General features: G+C 58.5%; 14 protein-coding genes. 2 read left to right on the top strand and 12 right to left on the bottom strand.

The genetic code is table 11. The annotated features are described in order from the left end of the window. Positions 1-83: 83 nt before the first annotated feature. From BMY55_RS14440 to clpS, 5 genes are all read right to left on the bottom strand, one after another. A complete protein-coding gene (locus BMY55_RS14440; RefSeq protein WP_245744750.1) occupies positions 84-548 on the bottom strand; it encodes a MarR family winged helix-turn-helix transcriptional regulator in 465 nt (154 codons plus the stop codon). Between the two features lie 75 nt (positions 549-623). Continuing rightward, positions 624-1,514, bottom strand: a complete 891-nt coding sequence (gene hemF, locus BMY55_RS14435) for an oxygen-dependent coproporphyrinogen oxidase (RefSeq protein ID WP_091431667.1) — start codon at positions 1,512-1,514, stop codon at positions 624-626. Positions 1,515-1,587: 73 nt separating this feature from the next. Further along, positions 1,588-2,415, bottom strand: a complete 828-nt coding sequence (locus BMY55_RS14430) for an SDR family NAD(P)-dependent oxidoreductase (protein WP_091431665.1) — start codon at positions 2,413-2,415, stop codon at positions 1,588-1,590. 35 nt (positions 2,416-2,450) lie between these two features. Further along, positions 2,451-3,440 (bottom strand): class I SAM-dependent methyltransferase, encoded by a 990-nt coding sequence (locus BMY55_RS14425; protein ID WP_091431663.1) that lies wholly within the window; start codon positions 3,438-3,440, stop codon positions 2,451-2,453. A gap of 20 nt (positions 3,441-3,460) precedes the next feature. Next, positions 3,461-3,802 carry an ATP-dependent Clp protease adapter ClpS gene (clpS, locus tag BMY55_RS14420; protein ID WP_091431660.1) on the bottom strand — a complete coding sequence of 114 codons (342 nt, stop codon included), beginning with the start codon at positions 3,800-3,802 and terminating at the stop codon, positions 3,461-3,463. A 400-nt stretch (positions 3,803-4,202) separates the two neighbouring features. On the opposite strand from clpS, the gene BMY55_RS14415 reads away from it, so the two are divergent. After that, a complete protein-coding gene (locus BMY55_RS14415) occupies positions 4,203-5,786 on the top strand; it encodes a D-alanyl-D-alanine carboxypeptidase family protein (protein WP_091432681.1) in 1,584 nt (527 codons plus the stop codon). On the opposite strand, the gene BMY55_RS14410 is transcribed toward BMY55_RS14415, so the two are convergent. From BMY55_RS14410 to BMY55_RS14390, 5 genes are all read right to left on the bottom strand, one after another. Next, positions 5,783-7,390, bottom strand: coding sequence for an ABC transporter ATP-binding protein (locus BMY55_RS14410; RefSeq protein ID WP_091431658.1), 1,608 nt, complete (start codon positions 7,388-7,390; stop codon positions 5,783-5,785). The two genes, BMY55_RS14415 and BMY55_RS14410, sit on opposite strands and share 4 nt — an antisense overlap. Further along, positions 7,387-8,493: an ABC transporter permease gene (locus tag BMY55_RS14405; RefSeq protein WP_177179357.1), complete on the bottom strand. Its 1,107-nt coding sequence runs from the start codon at positions 8,491-8,493 to the stop codon at positions 7,387-7,389. The genes BMY55_RS14410 and BMY55_RS14405 overlap by 4 nt, the downstream gene beginning before the upstream one ends. A gap of 2 nt (positions 8,494-8,495) precedes the next feature. After that, positions 8,496-9,581: a microcin C ABC transporter permease YejB gene (locus BMY55_RS14400; RefSeq protein WP_091431654.1), complete on the bottom strand. Its 1,086-nt coding sequence runs from the start codon at positions 9,579-9,581 to the stop codon at positions 8,496-8,498. A gap of 44 nt (positions 9,582-9,625) precedes the next feature. After that, positions 9,626-11,518: an extracellular solute-binding protein gene (locus tag BMY55_RS14395; RefSeq protein WP_091432679.1), complete on the bottom strand. Its 1,893-nt coding sequence runs from the start codon at positions 11,516-11,518 to the stop codon at positions 9,626-9,628. 177 nt (positions 11,519-11,695) lie between these two features. Next, the gene (locus tag BMY55_RS14390) at positions 11,696-12,229 is read right to left on the bottom strand and encodes a c-type cytochrome (protein WP_091432676.1); all 534 of its coding nucleotides are present in this window, start codon (positions 12,227-12,229) and stop codon (positions 11,696-11,698) included. A 120-nt stretch (positions 12,230-12,349) separates the two neighbouring features. Here BMY55_RS14390 and BMY55_RS14385 point away from each other — a divergent pair, with 120 nt between their 5' ends. Then, on the top strand, positions 12,350-13,183 hold the full coding sequence (locus tag BMY55_RS14385; RefSeq protein ID WP_091432674.1) for a prephenate dehydratase: 834 nt from the start codon (positions 12,350-12,352) through the stop codon (positions 13,181-13,183). An 11-nt stretch (positions 13,184-13,194) separates the two neighbouring features. Here the strand turns inward: BMY55_RS14385 and BMY55_RS14380 are convergent, their stop codons facing one another. Continuing rightward, positions 13,195-13,674 (bottom strand): SRPBCC family protein, encoded by a 480-nt coding sequence (locus BMY55_RS14380; protein ID WP_091431652.1) that lies wholly within the window; start codon positions 13,672-13,674, stop codon positions 13,195-13,197. A 44-nt stretch (positions 13,675-13,718) separates the two neighbouring features. Continuing rightward, complete coding sequence (gene nudC / locus BMY55_RS14375) at positions 13,719-14,684, bottom strand: NAD(+) diphosphatase (protein ID WP_091431650.1); 966 nt, start codon at positions 14,682-14,684, stop codon at positions 13,719-13,721. Positions 14,685-14,789: the final 105 nt, after the last annotated feature.

Raw genomic sequence — 14,789 nt, 5'->3', positions numbered from 1 at the left:
TCCCCCTGTTGATTTGGTTCTGGGGCAGGATCGCACAATTGGGGCGACGTTGTCGCCTCTGACGCGCCGTCAGAAAAGGTGGTTCAGTCCGTGTAGGTTATGTCTTCTTCGGCAAGGTCGGTCCCCAAAGCCGCGATCAGCTTTCCGACGCGCTGGCGAAAATCGATGTCATTCTCGCCCAGAAGCGCGGACAAGTGTGCCTCATACGCGTGCGCGATCGGCGTCAGCACTTCGATCATCTCGTGCCCCTTGGGGGTCAGACTAAGCTCGACCAACCGCCGATCCTGCGGATTAACAGTCTTGGTGACGTAGCCCGCAGCCTCAAGCCGCGAGGCTGCACGGCTGACTTTCGGCTTGTCCATGTCGACGCGTTCGTGAATCTCGCGCACGCTGACGCTGTCCGCCTGGCTGAGATGAGCGACCACGCGCCATTCAGACACCGATATCCCATAAGCTTTGCGGTAATGGCGGGAAAATCCGGCACTGACTCGACTGGACAGCACCGCCAACTGATAAGGCAGGAAATCATCAAGTTTGAAAGTGGTCACGCGCAGGCCTTTCGTTTCGTTCCCGGCAGGTTGCCCTTATCTGCATCGCATGGCAAGGCGCACATCGGGCACGTGTCAGACCCATTTCGCAAAGGGCGGAAGGCTCATCAACACGGCATCGGCATCGTGACCGGTGGTCAGGCCGAACTTGGTGCCGCGGTCATAGACCAGATTGTATTCGGCATAAAGCCCACGATGGATCAACTGCTTGTCCTTGTCGGCATCGGTCCATGGCGTGTCACAACGGGCTTCTGTCACCGGAACGAAGGCAGGCAGGAAGGCGCGGCCAACATCCTGGGTGAAGGCAAAATCAGTTTCCCAGTCACCGGTGTTCAGATCGTCATAGAATATCCCGCCAACGCCCCGCGCACGACCACGGTGCGGGACAAAGAAGTACTCATCGGCCCAGGCTTTGAATTTGTCATAATAGCTTAGATCGTGGCGCTGACAGGCAGCTTCCAGTTGGCTGTGGAAATGCGCGGTGTCTTCTTCATATTCAATGCAGGGGTTCAGGTCCGCCCCGCCTCCGAACCACCAGGCGTTCGGGGTCCAGAACATGCGCGTGTTCATATGAACGGCGGGCGTGTGTGGGTTTTGCATATGGGCCACAAGGCTTATGCCTGACGCCCAGAACCGGGGGTCATCTTCCATTCCCGGCACCCCACGTGCGGCCATGGCTTTCTGCGCGGATTTGCCCAGCGTGCCATAAACGGTCGAGGTGTTGACGCCGACTTTTTCAAAGACGCGGCCCCCGCGCATGACGCTCATTAACCCGCCACCAGCATCCGTGTCTTCGCCCGATGCGCGTGTTGTTTTGCTGACGTCGAACCGCCCGGCTGGCTGGTCGGCAAAAGGTCCGGTGGCCTGCGTGTCCTCAAGACCTTCGAATGCGTTGACGATCTGGTCGCGAAGGTCGCGAAACCATGCGCTGGCGCGGGCTTTCTGATCTTCCATCTTGTCGGTCATAAGGCTTTCCTTCAGGTGCGAGGTTGCACAACTCTTGTGGTCATAACAAAGGTAAGGTGAAAAAGGCGCGGCGTTAGTGGGCAGGGTTGCCAACGGCGTCCAACAGGCTGCGCCCGCCATCGACGGTCAGGATGTGACCAGTCATGAAGCCGGCCCCTTCCGACGACAGGAACTGCACAGCTTCGGCCACTTCATTGGCGGACGCGATGCGGCCAAGGGGGGTACCCTCAAGAATATCCTCGCGCGTTTCACCGGCGTCGCGGATCGTGTCCTGCAAACTGGCGCTCATCACCGATCCAAAGGCGACAGCGTTCACCCGGATGCGATTGGCAGCCAGCGCGACCGCCAGTGAACGGGTCATCTGATCCAGCGCGGCGCTGGCAATCGAATAGGCCATCAGGCCCGGTTGGGTGCGGCTGGCTGCAATGGACGAAAGATTTACGATGGCACCAAGCGGCGTGTTCTGGTCGTCATCGCCCAGTTCTTCGCCCTGCTGTATCATTCGTTTGGCCACCAATTGGCTGAGCCGCAGGCTGGTCATCAGGTTCTGATCCAGCAGGATCTGCACGGCCTTGTTGTCAGCATCCAGCGGATCGGTCAGCATGACCTGTCGCGAGGCATTCACCAATATGTCGACCCGCTCGAAGGCGTCGATGGTGGCAGATAGCAGGTTGGCGATGGTCAGCTTTTCACGCAGATCGCCCGCAAAAATACGTGTGTTTGACGGATCGTCCGTATCACTGTCGGGGTTCGGACCCCATTCGTCTAACAATCGGGCCTCGTCTATATCGGCGCAGATGACATTCGCGCCGTTGTCGGCGAAATGGCGGGCGATCGACAAACCGATGCCATTGGCGGCACCTGTGATGATGGCGGTCTTGCCAGCGATGGAAAAGGACATGTGTGCCTCCTGATTCCCGGTGAGCCTAGCTGATCCTAGCGCCGTGTGCGACGTGGCTTTACGCCGCTGAGAAGCTTGAACCCCGGTGTGCCGCCCAGATCTTCGACGGTGTTGAACTGTTCCCCCAGCGTGTCTTCATAGGGCAGGTGGCGATTGGCCACCATGACGAAACGCCCCGATGGGGCAAGCATTGCGGCGGCGGCGCGAATGAAGGCCCGGCCAAGCTCGGGATCTCCGGCGCGCCCGGTGTGAAACGGCGGGTTCGAGATGACAACATCATAGGGCTGAGGTGGACAAAACTGGGTCGCATCGCCCCAGATGAAATTAGCGCGCGGATCATCCAGGTTCAGTTTCGCGCAGTCCAGCGCGACCAGATCGGCCTCGATCAGGTCAAGCGACGTGACGCCGGGTCGCTGAAGAATATGCCGCGCGAGATATCCCCAGCCAGCACCCAGATCGGCCACGCGACCGGTAATGTCATCGGGCATTGCGGCGGCCAGAACCGCCGATCCCTTGTCGATACCGTCGGCTGAAAACACGCCGGGGCAGGTGGTGAAGCCGCCCTCAAGCTGTGTGTCGGTGGCGGTCCAATCGCCAACATCGGCAGTGTCGAACCAGACCAGTTTGCCATGTGCCTTGGACAGCGCCCCAAGCAGGTTCGCCTTTTGCCGGATTGCTTTCAGCAGGCTGTCGATGCCGTCGGTCTTCTGTCCGTCCAGCAAGATCAACCCGCCATCGGTGGCTTTCGTGGCAGCGGCCACCCAGGCTTGCGCCAGCAGTTTTGATCGCGGTGCGCAGACCAGTGCTGCGTCAAACCCGCCGTCGGGCAATGTGTGAACCGTGTCGAACCCCCGGGATGTCCAGTGGGCATGATCGGGAAAGAAGCGGTTGTAGATGGTCACGCGGTCCTTGGGCAGCGCCGACACATCATGTTGCGTGTTGGGGCCAATGACCAGCAGGCGGCCATCCTGCGGCAATGACACAGCGCCATCGCGCAGGGCAAGGGACAATCTTGTGTGAAGCATGGTGGTCGCCGCTGGCGCGGCTACTCCTTTTCCATGGTGCACTGAAGCGGATGCTGATGTTCGCGGGCCAGATGCATCACTTGCGTCACCTTGGTTTCCGCAACCTCGTGCGAAAAGACACCGACCACTGCCAGCCCCTTTTTGTGAACCGTTAACATAAGCTCGAACGCCTGCGCGTGGTTCATGCCGAAAAACCGTTCAAGGACCATGACGACAAACTCCATCGGGGTGAAATCGTCATTCAAAATCAGCACTTTATACATCGGCGGCCGTTTGGTTTTCGGCTTTGTGACCACCGCAAGGCCTGCATCGCCATCATCGGCGCCGTCGCCTTGTGACAAGATGAAGGGCAGTTTGGCCATTTGGGCGTTGCTCCGATTGCTATGATTGGGTCGCTTGGCTCACAGAATATATTGCCGATGCCGCCAAATAAAAGGGGCAAGGTGCAGGGTCTTGTTCAAGCCACATACAAAATGGAGGGCAAAGTCACAACAATTGGTTTCGACGCCGATGATGCCCGGTGACATAACGCAGCGTTGCGAAAAAGCGCGCAGGCGTTTCAGTCGGGATTGGGCAATGCAATTCAAGATATAGACCCGAAATCGGCGACCGCCACAACACTTGCGATCCGTGTCCCACGAGCCACGAATTAGCGCATTGAAAATAAGGTGTTTTCTCGCGCGCAATCTTCGTGTTACGCTGAAAAAAACAAATCAGCCGGACAACAAGATCCAGGCGATTGAGGCAGAAAAGGTGGACGACGTGCAATTACGTCCGTGGCAGTGCGCCCGTATTGGGCTATTTCTTGCAGTGATTATCTGTGTCGTGCAATTCGCGCCAAGCCGTGCGCAAGCCGCGCCCTATGCGGCGATGGTGATGGACGCGCGCACCGGCGAGGTGCTGCATTCCCGCAACGCCGATACGCAGCTTCATCCAGCGTCCCTGACCAAGATGATGACGCTTTACATCGCGTTCGAAGCGATCAAGCGTGGTGAGATATCCCCCGATACGGTGGTGACAATCACCAGTAAGGCAGCCGCAGAGCCACCGTCGAAGCTGGGATTGCGCGCCGGGCAGAAAATCAAGTTCCGTTACCTGATCCGGGCGGCTGCCGTGAAGTCAGCCAATGACGCGGCAACTGCCATCGGTATCGCAATTTCCGGGTCCGAGGCGGCGTTTGCCCGCAGGATGAACCGGACCGCGAAAGCACTGGGTATGACACGGACGCAGTTTAAGAACGCACATGGTTTGACCGAGAACGGGCACCTGTCCACCGCGCGTGACATGACGACTTTGGGGCGTCACCTGTTTTTCGACCATCCGCAGTATTACAACCTGTTTTCACGCATTACGACGGATGCAGGGGTGCGCGCGGTCTCCAATACGAACCGCCGTTTTCTGAACAGTTACAAAGGTGCTGACGGGATCAAGACCGGTTACACCCGTGCGGCTGGGTTCAACCTGGTTGCCTCTGCCGAACGTGGGGGCGAACGGATCATCACAACGGTGTTTGGCGGCCAGTCCACTGCGTCCCGCAATGCAAAGGTTGCCGAGCTGATGGACCTTGGCTTCCGCCGTGCGCCAAGCCGTGCGCCGATACGCAAACCGGCCTTGCCTGTCTATGCCAATGTTGATGCTGAACCCGCTCAACCCGGTGCGGCGGGCAAGACCATTCGCCTGGTCGGCGCAGTCAAACTAAGTCCGCGCCCCACCCCGCGTCCGATCGCTCAGGAACCGGCAGCGCAGGCTCAACTTGCAGCTCTGACCGAAAGCATCAAGGACGCGGTTATAACTGCGATCGCGGAACCAGAGGATGAACCTTCGGTGGTGGCGGAAGCGGCACCCGAGTCGCAAGCCGCGACCAAGACAGCAGAATCCGTTGCCGAAATCGTCATGGCAGCGGCGCCTGCGCCCGCCGCAAAACCAATCGCGCAACCTCTCGTTGGCACGACGGCAGCGCCTGCAAGCGCTGCACCGGAAACTGTCGCAGCACCGCGTTCGCGTCCGGCGGCGATTGTCTTGACCTCGCTGCAACCACAGACCGAAACAGTGGCCGAACCAGAAGTCGTCACTCGCATGTCGACCTCGGGCGGTCGTCACTGGGCGATCAATGTGGGTGTGCTTGGATCCCGTTATCAGGCCGAGCGTGTTCTGCTGAAAACCGCGTTGAAAGAGATTGACACGCTGGATGAAGCCTTGCGCAAGGTTGTGCGCCAGTCGAATGGCTGGCACGCAAATTTCGTTGGCATGTCCGAGGCACAGGCTGATCTGGCGTGTCGCCGGTTGAACGCCCGCAACACGCGCTGCAAGGTTCTGGGACCGGCCAAAGTCGCGGACTTGAACTAGTCTGACACACCCTCAACTGCTTCGATGTCGAAGGCTGCGGCCATCAGGGCGCGCGTGTAGTCGGTTTGCGGATCGTCAAAGATTTGATCTGCGGGACCGCTTTCCACCACATCGCCCGCGCGCATGACCAACACCTTGTGCGACAAGGCGCGCACCACGCGCAGGTCATGCGAGATAAACAGATAGGCCAGCCCGTGTTTCTTTTGCAGTTCGCGTAACAGATCGACGATCTGCACCTGCACTGTCATGTCGAGAGCCGAAGTTGGTTCATCCAGAACCAGAAGTTTGGGTCGCAGGATCATCGCCCGCGCAATCGCGATACGCTGACGTTGTCCACCCGAAAACTCATGCGGATAGCGGTCCATGGTGGTGGGGTTCAACCCGACCTCTTCCATGATCTCAGCCACCATTTCACGCCGGTCGCGGCCGGGTTCCAATCCGTGAACCGACAGACCTTCGGCAATGATTTCTTCAGCTGTCATACGGGGTGACAATGAACCATAGGGGTCTTGAAAGACGATCTGCATATCACGGCGCAAGGGTTGCAACTGGCGCGATCTGCGTCCTTGGATATTTTCGCCCAGGAACACCACCGGCCCGTCTGAACTGATCAGTCGCATCACCGCCAGCGCCAACGTCGTCTTGCCGGACCCGCTTTCGCCGACGATCCCGACGGTTTCCCCCGCCCGGACCGCGAAGCTGGCGGCGTTCACCGCCTTCACGTGCCCGACGGTGCGGCGCAACAGGCCGCGCTGGATTGGGAACCAGATTCGCAAGTCCTTGGTGTGGGCGATTTCGGGTGCGTCTTCGGGGACGGGATCGGGGCGGCCCTGTGCCTCGGCATTGATCAGGGTACGGGTGTAATCGTGGCGCGGATTGGCAAACAACGCGGCGGTCAGCCCTTCTTCGACAATCACGCCGTCTTTCATCACGCAGACCCGGTCCGCAATCTTGCGCACAATGCCCAGGTCATGGGTGATGAACAGAAGGCTCATTCCCTCGCTGTCTTTCAACTCGGCCAGCAGGTCGAGGATCTGTGCCTGAATGGTCACGTCCAGCGCCGTGGTGGGTTCGTCTGCGATCAACAGTTCCGGCCCGTTGGCCAGGGCCATGGCGATCATCACCCGTTGCCGCTGTCCGCCCGACAATTGGTGCGGGTAATGGGCCAGCCGGGTTTCGGCGTCTCGAATGCCAACCTTGTTCAGAAGCTCAAGAATACGCGCGCGCACGGCGTCGCCTTTCAGCCCCTGATGCAGCTCAATCGACTCGGTCAACTGCTTTTCGATGGTGTGCAACGGGTTCAGCGATGTCATCGGTTCCTGGAAGATGAAGCTGATGTCATTGCCACGCACGTCGCGCAGCGCCGAGGTCGAGGCGCCGATCATCTCGCGCCCGTCATAGGTGATCGACCCGCTGATCTGTGCGCTGTCTGGCAGAAGCGAGACGGTGGACAGGGCGGTGACGGATTTGCCCGACCCGCTTTCGCCGACAATGGCGACAGTTTCGCCTTTGCCGACCTCGAAACTGACACCGCGCACGGCGGGGTGAAGCTGGCCATCCTGACGGAAGCCGACATGCAGGTCTTTGACGTGAAGCACGCTCATTGGAAGGTCTTTCGCGGGTCGAACGCGTCGCGCACGCCTTCGAAGATGAAGACAAGCAGGGACAGCAGGATCGAAAAAGTCAGGAACGCTGTGAACCCCAGCCACGGCGCTTGCAGGTTGGCCTTGGCTTGCCGGGTCAATTCGCCCAGCGATGGGGCCGATGAGGGCAGGCCGAAGCCCAGAAAATCCAGAGTGGCAAGGGTCGATATTGTGCCGGTGATGATGAAGGGCAACATGGTCAGAGTGGCAACCATGGCGTTGGGCAGCACATGGCGGAACATGATCACCCGGTTCGCCACTCCAAGCGCGCGGGCGGCGCGAACATATTCGAAATTGCGCGCGCGCAGGAACTCGGCCCGCACGACACCCACCAGGGCGGGCCAGCCGAACAGCACGGTCACAAAGACCAAAAGCCAGAAACTTCGCCCCAATATCGCGAACAGGATGATGATGACGTAAAGGGAGGGGGTCGAACTCCAGATCTCCAGAATGCGCTGGAACACGAGGTCCACCCAGCCACCGAAATAGCCTTGGATGGCCCCGGCACTGATGCCGACGACCGAAGTCAGAACCGTCACGATTATGGTGAAAAACACAGATAGTCGGAAGCCATAGATCACGCGCGCCGCTACATCGCGCGACGTATCATCAGTGCCAAGGATGTTTTGGCTGGTGGGGGGCGACGGAACCGCGCCGCCCGTGTCCACGATGGTCGTGTAGCTATAGGGGATCGGCGGCCAGAGGAGCCAGCCCGATTGAATATCGGACCCGGCCACCATTCCGGTCTCGGCCTGCGCAATGGTGTCTTCGGGGTCATCCCAGCAGGCTTCAGAGCCACCGGATTTGATCAGGCATTGAACTTCGATATCGCCGTAATTCGCCTCGGTTCTGAAATCGCCTCCGAAGGTGGTTTCGGGATAAAACTTGAAGATCGGCGCGTAAAGCTCGCCCTGATAGCTGACCAGAATGGGTTTGTCGTTGGCGATGAATTCGGCCAACAGCGACAGGCCAAACAGGAAACAGAACAGGATCAGCGACCAGAAGGCGCGACTGTTGCGGCGGAAGTTGCGCCAGCGGCGTTTGTTCAGGGGGGACAACGCCATAATCAGACCTCGCGCCCTTCAAAGTCGATGCGCGGATCGACAAAGACATACATGAGGTCGGACAGGATGCCGACCAGAAGGCCGATCAGGCCAAAGACAAAGAGCGTTCCGAAAATCACCGGATAGTCGCGCTGCAAGGCCGCTTCGAACCCCAGACGGCCAAGCCCATCCAGCGAGAACAGCGTTTCGATGATCACCGAGCCGCCGAAAAAGACGCCAAGAAACACGGCAGGGAAGCCCGCGATCACGATCAGCATGGCATTACGGAAAACGTGCCCATACAACACCCGGTGTTCGGTCAACCCCTTGGCGCGAGCGGTGACGACATACTGCTTCTTGATCTCGTCCAGAAAGCTGTTCTTGGTCAGAAGTGTCAGCGTCGCAAAGCTGGCGATGGTAGAGGCAAAAACCGGCAGGGTGATGTGCCAGAAGTAATCGACGATCTTACCCCAAAGGCTAAGCTCGCTCCAGTTATCGGATGTCAAACCCCGCAAAGGGAACCATTGCAGGTATGAACCACCTGCAAAGACCACCAGCAGAAGAATGGCGAACAGAAAGCCGGGGATGGCATAGGCAACGATGATCACGCCGGACGTCCAAGTGTCGAACCGCGACCCGTCCCGCACCGCTTTGCGCACACCCAGAGGGATCGAGATGAGATAGGCGATCACGGTGGACCACAGCCCGAGCGTGATCGACACCGGCAGCTTTTCGGCGACCAGTTCGAACACGCCTATTGACCTGAAATAGCTTTCACCGAAATCCAGCCGGATATAATTCCAAAGCATATTGAAGAACCGTTCGACCGGCGGCTTGTCGAAGCCAAACTCTTTCTCCAACTCTGCAATGAATTCAGGCGGCAGGCCCCGCGCACCCAGGTAGCGTTCATCGCCACCGCCGCCTGCCCCCCCGGCATCCCCGCCACCGCCTGCAATTGTGGCGAACACATCGCCTTCGCCCTCCATCTGGGCGATGATCTGTTCAATCGGTCCACCGGGGACGAATTGGGTCAGGGTGAAGTTGATCACCATGATCCCAAGCAGGGTGGGGATAATCAGAAGAAGCCTGCGCAGAATATATGCGCCCATTTGGGTCTCGCTCTCTTATTCGTGCCTTGGTCGTGCGGTGCGGGTCAGCGCAGCACGCCGTCTGCCTTCAGTTTTTCTGCTTTTTCTGCGTTAAACCACCAAAAGTCCAGATAGCCCAGATCATAAGGAGGCATCGGATCGGGGTGTTCGAACTGGTCATAGTAAGCGACGGTATGCTTGTTCTTGTACCATTGCGGAACCATGATCCGCATTGCGCGCATAACCCGGTCCAGGGCTTTGGTTGCAGTTTCAAGCTCTTCTTTGGTATCGGCGTTACGAACAACCTCGATCAGACCGTCCACAACCGGGTCCGCGACGCCGGGCGAGTTGAAAACGGAAACCGCAGCCTCTTTCGAGCCGAAAGCCTGCGCCAGGTTGCTGCCGGGTTCAGAGCCGAATGCCAGGCTGTCGGTAATGATGTCATAGTCGAACGCGTAGCGGCGATCGACGAATTGCGACGTATCCACCCGGTTCAGAACCGCATCAACGCCGATCTTGCGCAGATTTTCGACATAGGGCGTGATGACCCGGTCGAAGGTTGGCGAAAAGGTCAGAAACTCGACCCGCAGCGTTTTGCCTTCAGCGTTGCGGCGCATTCCGTCGTTGCCGACGGTCCAGCCTGCATCCTCAAGCAAACGTGACGCTTCACGGGCATTTCGCCGGTCAAACTGTTTGTCACCCGACGTCGGGGCCATGATTGCCTCGCCCAGAGCGCCCTCGGGCAGCTTGTCGCCAAACGGCTCCAACAAGGCCAGTTCTTCAGACGAGGGCATGCCGGTGGCTTCCAGATAGGAGTTTTCGGCGAAGCTGTTCACCCGCTCGTAGAGGCCATAGAAAAGAGCTTCATTGGACCATGTGAAGTTGAACATAAGGCCAATCGCTTCGCGCACTCGAACGTCCTGAAACTTCTCGCGGCGCAGATTGAACACGAAACCCTGACCCGAGGCCTGATTGCCGTCATCCAGCTCTGCCTTGATCACCTGTCCGTTCTTCACCGCAGGAAAATCGTAGGACGTCGCCCATTCCTTCGAGCTGTTTTCGACACGGAACGTATAGCTACCGGATGAAAATCCTTCGAGCGCGGCGTTGCTATCTGCAAAATACTCAACCCGGATCGTGTCAAAGTTCCAGCGCCCGATATTGATTGGCAAATCCGCCCCCCAATAATCCGGGTTGCGTTTGTAAACGATGCGCTGGTTGATCTGATAGCTGTCCAGCATATAGGGGCCGGTGGCCATCGCTTGTTCCAGCCGGCTTTCATCCAACCGCGCACCGGTCTTTTCAAACCACGCTTTTGACAGGACCGGTGTTGAACCGGCCTGTCCAATACGGTCACGGACCGAACTGTCAGGATGAAAAGTGAATTTGACGCGGCGTGCATCAAGGGCTTTGGCATTGGCAATTATCCTGCTGACACCTTCGCGGAAGCTGACCAACCCTTGTTCCATGAACAGATCATGAGTGAACACAACATCTTCGGCGGTGACAGGGGTTCCGTCGGCAAAGCGGGCTTCGGGCCGCAGGGTGAAGATCACCCAGCTTTCGTCCTCGGGATATTCCAGGCTTTCAGCGAGCAGCCCATAGGATGTGCCGATCTCGTCCGCTGTGCTGGTCATCAGCCGTTCAATATTGCTGGAGGCCAGCGCCCCCGGCACCCCCTTGCGTGCGAAGGGGTTGAAGCTGTCAAATGTGCCGTTCTCGGACGATATGACGATCTCGCCACCCTTGGGCGCGTCTGGGTTCACATAGTCAAGATGGGGGAAGTCCGGTCCATATTTAGGCGTGCCGAAATACGAGTAGGCATGGGATTTAACAGTCGTCTCGGCCTGCGCAAGAACCGGTGTGAGCAGCAGCACCAGTCCGACGAGCAAGCCCCACGAAGCCTGCACAAGAGGATTGGATTTGGCGGCGATGGTGCGTGTCCGGACTTGCTTCATCAGGGTCTCCTTCAGCGGATCGACGAAAATCGTTTTTTCCAAGCTAAAGGGGCAGCTGGATAAACTGCAAGGCGCGATTTGGTGATCGGAGTAAGATCAGGCCAAATCGGTGGTGGGAACGCAAAGAAAAAGGCCGCCCCGGCAAGGAGCGACCCAGAAACACGGATAGGTCAGCGTTCAGCCGCCAATGGATTGAAGATAGGCAATCAGATCGGCGCGATCGGATTCTTTTTTCAAACCGGCAAAGGTCATCTTGTTGCCCGGCGCATAGGCTTTCGGGTTGGCCAGCCATTCGTTCAACTCGTCCGGTCCCCAACTGCCGCCATGCTCGACCAGAGCATCGGAATAATTGAACCCGTCAACACTGGCCACTTCGCGACCGACAACACCGTAAAGGTGCGGCCCGGTGCCGCTGGCGCCATCTTCCAACTTGTGGCAAGCTTTGCATTTGCCCCAGACTTTTTCACCTTTGGCAGGATCAGCCGCAGCCAGCAGGTCTGCGAATGGCACGGCCTCTTCTTCTTCCTCAGCCTCACCACCTCCAGTGTCGGTTGCGATCATGTAGCCGGTTTCGGCAACACCGTCTTCGCCGACGTGGTCAGCGGATTCGGTCGAATACAGGCTGTCTGCTGCCCAAGAGCCCAGCAGGAAGAACAGGAGGGCACCGATTACAGCGGCCCCGGCTTTTGTCGTTGTCATTGTGTCGAACATGTCGCGTTCCGTCTCATCCAAAGTCAAAAGCCTTCTAGCCGCTTCCATTGCCATGTTTCAAGCGATATGAGGCGCGACAAGGTGCACTTTAACACAATCCGCCAAAAAGAGGGCCGCGAAATGACCAGCCGTATCGCCTTTCAGGGGGAACCTGGTGCTTATTCGCATGAGGCCTGTATCGCCGCCCGTCCCGACCTTGAACCGATGCCCTGCGAGTCCTTTGAAGAGGTGATCGCGGCGGTGCGCAGCGGCAGTGCAGATCAGGCGATGTTGCCGATTGAGAACACCACATATGGCCGGGTTGCCGATATTCACCGTTTGCTGCCAGAAAGCGGGCTGCGCATTCTGGACGAGGCCTTCGTGCGTGTGCGTATCAGTCTGCTGGGCCTGCCGGGCGCAAAGATTGACGACATCAAGACTGTGCGGGCTCATTTGGTGCTGATCCCGCAATCGTCGGCCTTCCTGAAAAGCCACGGCATTCGCGGGGTCTCTGCGGCCGATAGCGCCGGGGCCGCGGCGAAGCTCGCCCAGTCAAAAGCTGAAGGCGAGGGCGTTCTTGCTTCGGCCCTCGCTGCCGAGATCTATGGGCTGGATGTGCTGGCCGAGGACGTGGAAGATCACGGTCATAACACCACGCGCTTCGTGATCATGGGGCGCGAAGCCGATCTTACGCGTCGTGGCGATCACGGCATGATGACCACTTTTGTCTTCGAAGTGCGCAATATTCCTGCCGCGCTTTACAAGGCGATGGGTGGATTTGCGACCAATGGCGTCAACATGACCAAGCTGGAAAGCTATATGGTGGACGGATCATTCACTGCGACCAGGTTTTATGCCGATATTGAAGGCCATCCCGACGATCGCCCTGTCCAGCTTGCACTGGAAGAACTGGCCTATTTCACATCGACGCTTGAAATTCTTGGGGTCTATCCACGCGATCCGGCTCGCGACTGATTGCTGACAGTTCAGCGAATCGGGTGAACGGTGGTGCGATACCGGTTTTCGATGGATTGCGCGTAATTCGCTACTCGCTTGCGATAACGCCGCACCAACGACGCGCGTGCCAGCTTCATGGATTGCAAAAGCAGTCTGGCGGGAATGGTCTTGGGCCGCATGTCGATACTCATTGTCATGCGGGTGCGGTTGCGCGACAGCGACAGAAGTTCGACTTCAACCGTTGCTTCGATCCCGGACACTTTCGAGAACAGCTCGATCTGATGCGGTGCATCATAGGTTTTCAACAGCATGTCGGCTGTTCGCGTGCGATTGCGAAACGGGAACGCGGCGTGCCAGGTCATACCTTGTCCCGGTGATGTCAGGTTGTCGGTGCGTGTGACTTCGGCCCCGCGGCGCAAGGCGGCCCGTTCCATCCCGTCGAAGTCCGACACAGCTTCGAACACCTGCTCCAACGTGGCCTCAATGTCTTCGCGGGTCTTGAACTTCATGCGGGGTCTCTTTGGTTTCCGACGCTCTTTGGCAGGTTGTGGTCTTAATCAAGCCGGTCTGCAAGCCAGTTTGACAGCAGAAAATGTGCAATTGATCCCTTTCTGGCAGGCAGCATATCAGGGTTTTGGCCGGCGAACACCTCCAGCATCTGCTCACGTGTGACCCACTGCGCCTGCTCCAACTCGTTGGGGTCGATGGTGATTTCCGTCGTGGTCGCCAATCCACGGGTGCCGATCATCAGGGAGGATGGATAGGGCCAAGGTTGGGACGCCAGATACCCGACAGTGCCAACACGCACGCCGGTTTCTTCAAAGACCTCCCGCCGGGTGGCGGCTTCGATGGTTTCTCCCGGTTCCATAAATCCCGCCAACAGCGAGTACATGCCCGTCGGCCACAGGGCGTTGCGCCCGATCAGAACCGCGTTGCCGTGGGTGATCAGCATGATGACTACCGGATCGGTGCGCGGAAAATGTGGCCGCGCGCAAGCGGGGCAATCACGTTGCCAGCCTGCTTGCACGGGAACGCTCTTCGTCCCGCAATTGGCACAGAAACCGTGGATGCGATGCCATTCCAGAATGCTGCGCGCGGTGGCGGCGACCTCCGCCTCCGACGGGGTAAGCTGCGTCATGACACCACGCAGTTCGGCAAATCCCTGCGTGTCGGGCGTGTCGGGGAAATGTTGCCATGTCTGATCGACGAAGGCGCTTGGGTCAGGGGCGTCCCCTTTGGCCGTCCAGTCCGAGACATCCACCGCAAATAACGGGCCGTGGTCGTCGCGGCCCAGAAATACCAAAAGGTCTTGCCGCAAGAGCAGTTGGGGATGGTCCCGCGTCAGGTAAGCCAGTGTGGTATGGTGTTCGGTTCCCCGGTCAAACATCGGCTTGCCGCGCCAGACAGGAAGAATGCGTGCCGTCCGGGCCGAGTGTAGCAACCCTTTGCTGTCTGTGCGCAAGTTTGCCGCACGGTCCATAAGACCGGTGCCGAAAGTGACCTGTTCGGCGATTTTCATACGCACCTCGTCTTTGCTGGTCGCTTTTTGGACACGCTAGCAGGACATCCGGGGTTTGGCACCCGCATTCGAAGTATTCGGATTTAAGCACGCTAAAGTTGCAAA

The organism is Aliiroseovarius sediminilitoris (assembly GCF_900109955.1).
Lineage (GTDB): Bacteria > Pseudomonadota > Alphaproteobacteria > Rhodobacterales > Rhodobacteraceae > Aliiroseovarius > Aliiroseovarius sediminilitoris.
This window is presented reverse-complemented; position numbering and strand designations above follow the sequence as displayed.